The sequence below is a fragment of the Sphingorhabdus sp. genome (genome assembly GCF_044357595.1).
In the GTDB taxonomy this organism is placed as follows: Bacteria; Pseudomonadota; Alphaproteobacteria; order Sphingomonadales; family Sphingomonadaceae; genus Sphingorhabdus_B.
In genome coordinates, this window is sequence record NZ_JBIKPH010000110.1 from 1 (window position 1) to 8275 (window position 8275).

7 protein-coding genes are annotated in these 8275 nt (G+C 55.5%); 1 reads left to right on the forward strand and 6 read right to left on the reverse strand.

Features of this window, described 5'->3' with window-relative positions; translation table 11 throughout:
• From ACIQ2T_RS10280 to ACIQ2T_RS10305, 6 genes are all read right to left on the reverse strand, one after another.
• A partial coding sequence (locus tag ACIQ2T_RS10280; RefSeq protein ID WP_397590727.1) for a YbjN domain-containing protein occupies positions 1 to 364 on the reverse strand: 364 nt, incomplete at its 3' end.
• Between the two features lie 828 nt (positions 365 to 1192).
• Entirely contained in the window at positions 1193 to 2107 is a 915-nt protein-coding gene (locus tag ACIQ2T_RS10285; protein WP_397590728.1) for a class II glutamine amidotransferase, read from the reverse strand.
• On the reverse strand, positions 2107 to 3087 hold the full coding sequence (locus ACIQ2T_RS10290) for a cyclic nucleotide-binding domain-containing protein (protein ID WP_397590729.1): 981 nt from the start codon (positions 3085 to 3087) through the stop codon (positions 2107 to 2109). The genes ACIQ2T_RS10285 and ACIQ2T_RS10290 overlap by 1 nt, the downstream gene beginning before the upstream one ends.
• A 417-nt stretch (positions 3088 to 3504) precedes the next feature.
• Complete coding sequence (locus tag ACIQ2T_RS10295) at positions 3505 to 4668, reverse strand: acyl-CoA dehydrogenase family protein (RefSeq protein ID WP_397590730.1); 1164 nt, start codon at positions 4666 to 4668, stop codon at positions 3505 to 3507.
• A gap of 44 nt (positions 4669 to 4712) precedes the next feature.
• Complete coding sequence (locus tag ACIQ2T_RS10300) at positions 4713 to 6338, reverse strand: alkaline phosphatase D family protein (RefSeq protein WP_397590731.1); 1626 nt, start codon at positions 6336 to 6338, stop codon at positions 4713 to 4715.
• A 112-nt stretch (positions 6339 to 6450) separates the two neighbouring features.
• Positions 6451 to 7047 (reverse strand): TetR family transcriptional regulator C-terminal domain-containing protein, encoded by a 597-nt coding sequence (locus ACIQ2T_RS10305; protein ID WP_397590732.1) that lies wholly within the window; start codon positions 7045 to 7047, stop codon positions 6451 to 6453.
• A gap of 36 nt (positions 7048 to 7083) precedes the next feature.
• Here ACIQ2T_RS10305 and ACIQ2T_RS10310 point away from each other — a divergent pair, with 36 nt between their 5' ends.
• Positions 7084 to 8244 (forward strand): aromatic ring-hydroxylating dioxygenase subunit alpha, encoded by a 1161-nt coding sequence (locus ACIQ2T_RS10310; RefSeq protein ID WP_397590733.1) that lies wholly within the window; start codon positions 7084 to 7086, stop codon positions 8242 to 8244.
• The last annotated feature ends 31 nt before the right edge of the window (positions 8245 to 8275 follow it).

Genomic DNA, 8275 nt, shown 5'->3' on the forward strand with positions numbered 1-8275 from the left:
CTTTCTTTTCCACAGAGGCTCGAATGAAGCGGGTTTTGGCGTTCCACGCATTTGCATATTCTGGCGTGTTGTCATCCTCTGCACCGAAATAGGATACGAACTGCAATGAACTGCAGTCTTTTCCTTTGTCACACTCATAAAAAAGTATTTGGAACTTGAAGCCGTTAGCCTCGCTGTAGATCATCGGGTCGCCGGCATCATCCTTGTCGACCTTTGCCCGAAAGCCTGCATCTTGAACACCAATTGCGACTGTTTCCGGCTTGGAAGCACAAATCAGTCCAGCGGGGCATCCCTCCTGAGCCCTTGCGCTGCCACTAAACGACATCAATCCTGCAGACATCAGAATTAGAGTTTTCAACTTCACGGACCATTCTCCTTTCAGGCAATTTGGCATCACGCACTGGTTTTGCAATGTATTTTTTGTTCTTTAAATGTTCTATAATTTATGCAACTGTTTGCATATAGAGAATGCAGTCAAACTCGTTGTTACAAAGGGACGTTGGGTGCCCGATGGCGTTGTTTACTCGGTATACAATTAGGCTTAATGCCCTCGTACTGAAGGAATAACCACAGCCAATAAATGATGTCAAATTTGAGAAGAATGGCTTGCAGTTAGCTACAATCGGTTTGCCGATGGAGATTACCGGCATCCAAAAACTGAAAGCAGGCACCCAAAAAGTAATCTTAACTAACTGTAAAAACATCATAATATGTCGAATTTTGCACAGCCAAAAAATGCACAAAACGTGCACACGACCCAGAAATGTATCATAAAATATTGATTTATAACAATTATTTTAATCATTAAGTGCCCTCCGAAGGCAGAGGCCAGAGGTTCAAATCCTCTTGGGTGCGCCATTTATTTCAATGACTTACCGAAAATATGGCTCTAGGATTATGGAGTTCTTGATGCTTTAGGCATCAGATAGGCATCAGCCAATATGGTTTCGCGGGGCATTGGCATCGGGATGGAATTGCCAGGACCCCGGGCTGTTAGGGCCTGAAGTAATGTCGATTCGACTAAGTACAAAATTGCTGCAATGGTGAGCGTTATCCCCCCCCGCGGGGGGAGGGAGATAGGGCCGAGCGCTGCGTGATTGTCGCCGGCTAACTTAGCACGAAATTTTTTTGAAACTGATTTGATTAACAACTGAGAACCGCCCGTGTGTGTCAGACTTAACCATCTTTTGTATCAGACACTTAAAGCATGTATTTCTGCAATGCGACGAGATCCGTCGTTGCGGGCAACCAGCGCCGAGTATTCGGGCACCTCGATCCAGGTCGCAAAATCGCGGGTCAACGGTTCCGAGGCCACGACTATGCTGTTGGCCTGAGCTGCCCCGCCGATCAGCTTCCACTCCTCGTCGTGCAGTCCGTAGTCACGGCCAAAGGTGTACCACATCGAAAGGAAGTCGGCCGAGCCTTGTAACTGGCTTACATCGAACCGGCCGAAATCGAAAGTGTAGCGAACCGCGACGAGGTTGGTTCCATCGCAGAAGATCAGATTGGCCGAGGATGAACGGGTTATGCCGTGCCGTTCCCGCACCTTTCGGATTGTTGTCAGTGCGTCGCGGATTGCGTCAAGGATCGCTTCAGGGGAATTAATCACGTACGCGTCGGGCAGGGCCGAAGCCACCAGCGCATAGATCCATTCGCTGTCAGTCGAGCCCGAGATCGCGCGCGCGAACTCGGGTCGGACGTGCGGCACCAGATCGAAGCGCATGTCGCGAAAGCCAGCGAGGTCGCCATTGTGCGCCATTGCCAGCGGGACGCCGTCGAAGCGAAAGGGATGAACGTTCTGGTCGTTAACCTGCACCGTCGAGGTCATCGGTACTCCACGGATATGAGACAGCAAAGCACCGACCTTAAGCTTACTCGCCAATTCCTTGAGGTTGCGGTCAAACACCGCGACTTGGGTGGTCCGGTAGCGATAGGGTGTGTGCGGTTCGTGGCTCGAGGGATCCCACGCAGCCATGCCGAAGCCGGCGAGGTTGAGCATTGACAGCATCTGTGCCGCAGTCGTCTGGTTAAGCAACGATGAATCCGGGGCATAGAGCAAGTGGTCGAGCAGGACCGGGCTACCGAGGTAGGAGAGTATCCTGCACATTAGACGGCGCTCCTTCCGCAGTGTTGGTTGAATTGCTCCAGGGACACCGCACGACCTAGATGCCGGTTGGCCCTGCGTTGGTCCCGCACGAGTTGCCTTCCGACCGCGGTGAATAGGGCAAGGGCGTAAGGCTCAGGACTTCGGCGCATGGCGTCAAACATTTCTTGTGGCAGTTGCAACGCAACTGTGTCCTCCGCAGCCTCAAGTTCGAGGGACTGCTGCGATTTATCGAACAGACCGACAAGGCCGGTCATCTCGCCAGGTCCATGGACCATAATCTGCTCGCGGCCTTCGCGACGCGGCAGAACCAAACGCAATGCTCCGCGCAGCACTATGGTCAACGCTCGCGTCTCGCTTGCGGCCTCGGTGCAAAGGGTGCCACGAGGAATGGTGAGGCACGTTCCCAGGTCAGTCAATTTCGCCGCACCTTCAGTCCCCAACTCAGCGAGACGGCCGAGGGCCGGGAATAGCCCTGCCGCATCGCCGACCATGGCGGCCTCACGGAGCTGAGCCGGGACGCGAAGGGATGACACATCATAGCGCTCGTCCGCCGCTATCCGCTCCAAAGTGACGCGGGTGCGGGAGGCGACCAGGCATCTTAGGGTATCGATTAGTTCTAAGGTCCACGGTTTGCCGTCGGCCAGCAGGGCAAGGAAACGCTCCCTCGGGATTCGCAGCCCTTTGCTGTTAGCCATCGCTGTAACATTTGCGGATCGCAGGCCATCGTCAAGCAGCGCGAATTCACCGACCACCTCACCCGGCCCGATTGCACTCACCGCAGCGGTTGCGTCGCCGGGGGTGCGCGTCGTGATCTCCAGTTTTCCGCTACCAATGATGTAGAGTGCGTCGGCTAACATGCCCTGCCGGAACAGGGTTTCACCGCGGCGGATGGTAAATTGATCGGTCGCCTTGACCAGCTCTGCGACCGCGTGGGCCGACAGTGCAGACAGTTGCCCTGAATCTTGCAGAAAAACTCCCAAGAACACCCCCTTGGCCTATGCGCCAGCCTATTTTAGTCGACTGACAAATTCTAACACATTGCGCCCTTAATTGCGAGCCCGCCTGAAGCCATCTCCGGTTGAACCAGTCGCACACCGAATTGATGGTGCATTCGACTGAACCGCGCCTCGGAACGTTTTTACGGAAAACGAAAGTTTATATTTTAAAATCAATTAGATAGATTTTATTATTTTCATTCCATCGAACGCACCATTCAAATTATTGATATATAACAATATTTAAACGCAGCGATGTGCCGACTGCGGCTTAAATAGCGCTTTTTAGCTATGCACAAATCCTGCACAAATTCATGTGTTCATTCGCCAACTTCCTGATTAGGCTGAGGAAGAGGGCGTTAGCGCAAAAAGCGACACCCATAAAATCGGTTGGTGTCGCGCTTACCCCAATAATAGAGGCGCAAGCTTAAAGCGTTGCCATGCGGCATCACCAAATTGCGATGCCTGAAAAATCGCAGCACGGCGGTGAAGGCCGGCATCGCAATCATGCGTAAAACCAAATCCACCATGAAACTGGATCGCGCGGTCAGCTGCAAAGCTGTAGGTCGCGTCAGCCGCAGCCTTTGCCATGCGTACGGCAATTTCGCCAACGCCTTGATCGCTAAAGCTGTTTGCTGCGCTGTACAAATGCGAACGCGTTTTTTCATATTCAACATAGGCGTCAACGGTCGGGTGCTTCAGCGCCTGATATTCGCCGATAATCTTTCCGAACTGCTTGCGGGTTTGCAGATAGCTTACCGTATAGTCGATCACGCTTTGCGAACCACCGCACATTTCCGCGCTTTGCAGAAGGTTTGCGGCCTGCTCAATATGCGACAGTGTTGAGGATGTTCGCGCAATTTCCAACAAAGCTGCGCGCGATACGGCCAAGCCATTCAACGAGAGAGCAAAGCTGCGTCTTGTTTCGTCGATAATCGCTTCACGGCGCAGGCGTCCAGCGACGTCGGCGGCGGTCAGCAGAACTAAGGCTGGCCTGCCATCCAGCATAACCGATGCAATGACGATGTCCGCGGTCTGCGCCCATGCGACAAACAGCTTCTCGCCAGACAGATGGACTGCGTCACCCTCAACCGTTGCTGTGGCTGTAATGTTCTGAAGATCCCAGTCGCCATGCGCTTCGGAAAGGGCCATAGTGCCAATGGCGCCTTCGGCAAGCTTGGGCAGCCAATGTGCCGTTTGCTGCTCACTACCGCCTATAATGAGTGCCTGTGCAGCTAAGGTCGATGACACCAATGGAGATGCCATAAGGTGGCGCCCCATTTGCTCGACGACAGGAACGACCTCGGCCAGCGAAAGGCCAACACCCCCATGCGCCTCTGGTATCGCAATCGCGGTCCAGCCCAAGGCGGCCATTTCGGCCCAGACGTCGGCATCATAGCCCAGATCGCTGTCCATCAGCTTGCGGACACGGGCAATGGGCGATTTGTCGCGGCAAAAGCTCGTGGCTACGTCAAGCAGCTCAATCTGTTCTTCGCTATATCCTAGGCCAGCCATCTGCATGTCATCTTCTCCTCGCGCCTCTGCATCCTCTATGGCGCGAGGCATGGCAAGAAATCAAGGCGATTTAACCGGTCGGTTAAAAGCGGAACTTATGCCTGCTCAAGAATCTTTCGGCCTGGCCGTACTTTCATTTTATGCCCTGTCTTGGTGGCAAGCGACAGATCCTTGACCGTCTGCATAAACACCCATTCGTTCGTTGCCGCCTGCGAGGTGAGAGCCAGATGCATGTAGCCGCGGTTGGATGTATCGACCCAGCGCAATTCCTGTTTGCTGGCGTCAAGCAAACTGCGCGCGACGACGGCCGGGTCAGTGAATGGAATCGCGCTTTCAAAGCCCGGCGACGAGACGCTGTGGCCGCCAAATTCGACGCCAGCTGGCTTCCCACCTTCGGGCAAGTCAAAGGCCCAGCCATTGTGGCTGTCACCTGTGATCACGACCAAATTTGCATCTGCGCGCTGGGCTGCTGCCAAAATGCGCGAACGCGCTTCGGGGTAACCACCCCAATTGTCGAGATTGTTCGGCAGGCCTGCCTTTGTCGCGGCGATGCCCTGCCGCACATAGCTTACCGCGCGTTCAGGTGCAAATTTGGGGACCCAATCCATGGCGGTTTCTGGAGTGTAACTATACCCCATGTTCGTTCCGGTTCCAAGCAAGGCCCAAGTCGACTTGTCACCCATCATGGACCGCGAGAGCCATGCTTCTTGTTCGGTTCCAAACATCGTCATGGAAGGATCGCGCCACGCCCCGTCGCGAAATTCGGCAAATGCCTTTGCAGGATCGCCAGCGCGCGCCAGTTCGCCATAGCTATATGGCTTAGAACGGCCAATCTCCCGCGTATCCGTGCGATAATAAGTTGCAAGGTCGCCGATTGCATATTCTTTCCAAGGCTGTTCACCGACGGGCAACCATTCGCGCCATACTTGCATCGCTGCGTTGCGGCGTGCGCTCCAGTCGCCTTCATCGACGCCGTGGTTCTGCGCGCCACCTTCCCAACTGTCATTGGCCGTTTCATGGTCGTCCGTGTTGACGATCATCGGGAAGTTCGCATGCAGCGCTTGCAGCTGTGCATCCACGCGATAGCTTGCGTAGCGCAGACGGTAATCCGCCAGCGTCAGGATTTCGTTTGCCGGGAAAAGGCGCGCCGCAAACTTTGCGCCGCCATCATATCCCCCACGGCCATATTCATAGATATAGTCACCCATGTGGAGCACCAGATCGATGTCATCACGCGCAGCAGCATGGCCGTATGCGTTGAATTCGCCGAAGCCCAGATTGGAGCAAGAGAAGACCGCAATGTTGAACTTGGCCGTTTTGCCAACGGGCAAAGTCTTGGTCCGTCCAATCGGCGATATGCTGCCATCGGGTGCAATGAAACGGAACCAATGCCACTTGCCGGGCGCGAGATTGTCGACGGTAATCTTAACCGTATGGTCGCGCCAGGGCCCAGTCACCATTTGTCCGCCGCCTGCAATTTTTACAAAATCGCGGCTTTCGGAAATTTCTACGCGCACTTTGGATGGGCCACCGGTGGGGTTCACATAACGCGTCCACAAAAGAACTGAGTCAGGGCCAGGCTCGCCGCTGGCAACATTATGGGTAAATCCGGTAAGGCCAAGCAGCGTCTGCGCCATAGCCGCGCCGCCGGGCAGCATCAGCCCGCCAATACCAAATCCAGCGGTTGCAAGCAAAAGACGGCGGTTGATTAACAATGACATTTCTAGATTCCCCTTTTGCGTTTTAGCAATCCACTGGGCGGACCGTAACGATGCTTCGCTATGGGCGCTAATCAATTGCTGTTGCAGCCTTATGACAGGCGCATTTGCCGGCTCAAATAAAATTATCCAGCCACTTTTCGGCCAAAGCCTCCGCTTCGCCGACGCTGAAGGGGGCATTGCCGAGGCTCAGCTCTAACCAAAGGCCGTCGACTAATGCCGTCAGCGCAACTGCGGCCAATCGCGCGTCCTGTGGCGCGTTTGGACAGGCGCAGATCAGGCGTTCGATGTCTTGGCGGTTCTCGGCGTAAATTTCGTCATGGATTGCACCGATGGCTGGAACCGTGCGCGACAGGCTCCAAAACGCCAGCCATGTTGCCAGCAACGCAGGGTCAGCAATCGGCGCACGAAAGCTTGCGGTGACAAAAGCCAGCAATCTGCCGCGCGGATTGTCCACCGCTACGTCCTCCACGGCGGCATGCATCGCGGCTGCAACGCGTGCGCCCGTGGCACGATAGGTCGCGGCCACCAGCGCATCAATGCCGTCGAAATAATGCCGCAGAAGACCGGCCGAAACGCCAGCTTCCACACAAATGGCGCGCACGGATGTCCCATGGGCGCCGCGCGTCGCAAGGCATCGCGCCGTCGCCGCAATCAATGCGTCGCGGCGGGTATCGGCGCTTTCGCGGGTGAAGACTTGTCGCACGGTCATGGCGCTGTTATACACTCGTATAACAAGGGGAGCAAGATGTCCGAATCGGACTTACACAATATGCGCGATGATCTCGATGGCTGGAGCCTGCCGGCTTGGACCTATGATGATCCTGAATTCGCAGCGCTTGAGGTGGATCGTATTTTCCGCCCGTCATGGCAGGTCGTATGCCATGTCAGCGACGTCGCGGATGCGGGCGACTGGCACAGCCTTGATTATATCGGCGAGAGCGTGATCGTCGTACGCGGCAATGACGACGTGCTGCGCGCCTTTACCAATGTCTGCCGCCACCGCGGAAGCCGTTTGGTTGACGGCTCTGACGGATGTGCGAAAAAGCTCGTCTGCCCCTATCACGCATGGACCTATGATCTTGATGGCCGCCTGACGGGCGTGCCCGACAGTGCATCCTACCGAACGCTCGACAAGAGCAAGGCGGGCCTTGTGCCCGTCGATATGGAAATCTGGCGCGGGTTCATATTTGTCCGTCTTGAAGGGGATGGCCCCTCGGTCGCGGAAATGATGGCCCCTTATGAGGCCCAAGTCGCGCCGTACCGCTTTGAGGAACTCAGAGCGCTTGGACGCGTCACCATGCGGCCGCGCGATGTGAACTGGAAAAATGTCGGCGACAATTATTCCGATGGCTTGCACATTCCCGTCGCACATCCCGGCCTCACGCGCTTGTTCGGCAAAAGCTATGGCATAGAAGCAGAGCCGCATGTTGACCGCATGTGGGGCGACCTTGTCGACCGGCCTTCGGCCAACTGGTCCGAGCGCGGATACCAGAATCTCTTGCCATCCGTACCCCATCTACCGGAAGCAAACCAGAAACGCTGGCTGTATTTCAAGCTGTGGCCGTCGGTTGCGTTCGACATTTATCCTGACCAAGTGGATTTCATGCAATGGTTGCCCACTGGCCCCAATAGCTGCGTCATTCGCGAGATCAGTTATGTGCTGCACGATGACCGCCGCGAAATGCGGGCGGCACGTTACCTTAACTGGCGCATCAACCGGCAGGTCAACGCAGAGGACACCGTCCTCATCACCCGCGTGCAGCAAGGCATGGCAAGCCGCAGTTTTTCGATGGGTCCGCTGTCCGACAAGGAAGTGTGCCTGAAAAGCTTCTGCCGCCAAATCCGCAACATCATTCCCGAGGCCCGCCTCGAACAGCGCCCCGCAACGGGCTGGAGCAAAAAATGACCAAAAAATATGACGCCCTCATCATTGGCGC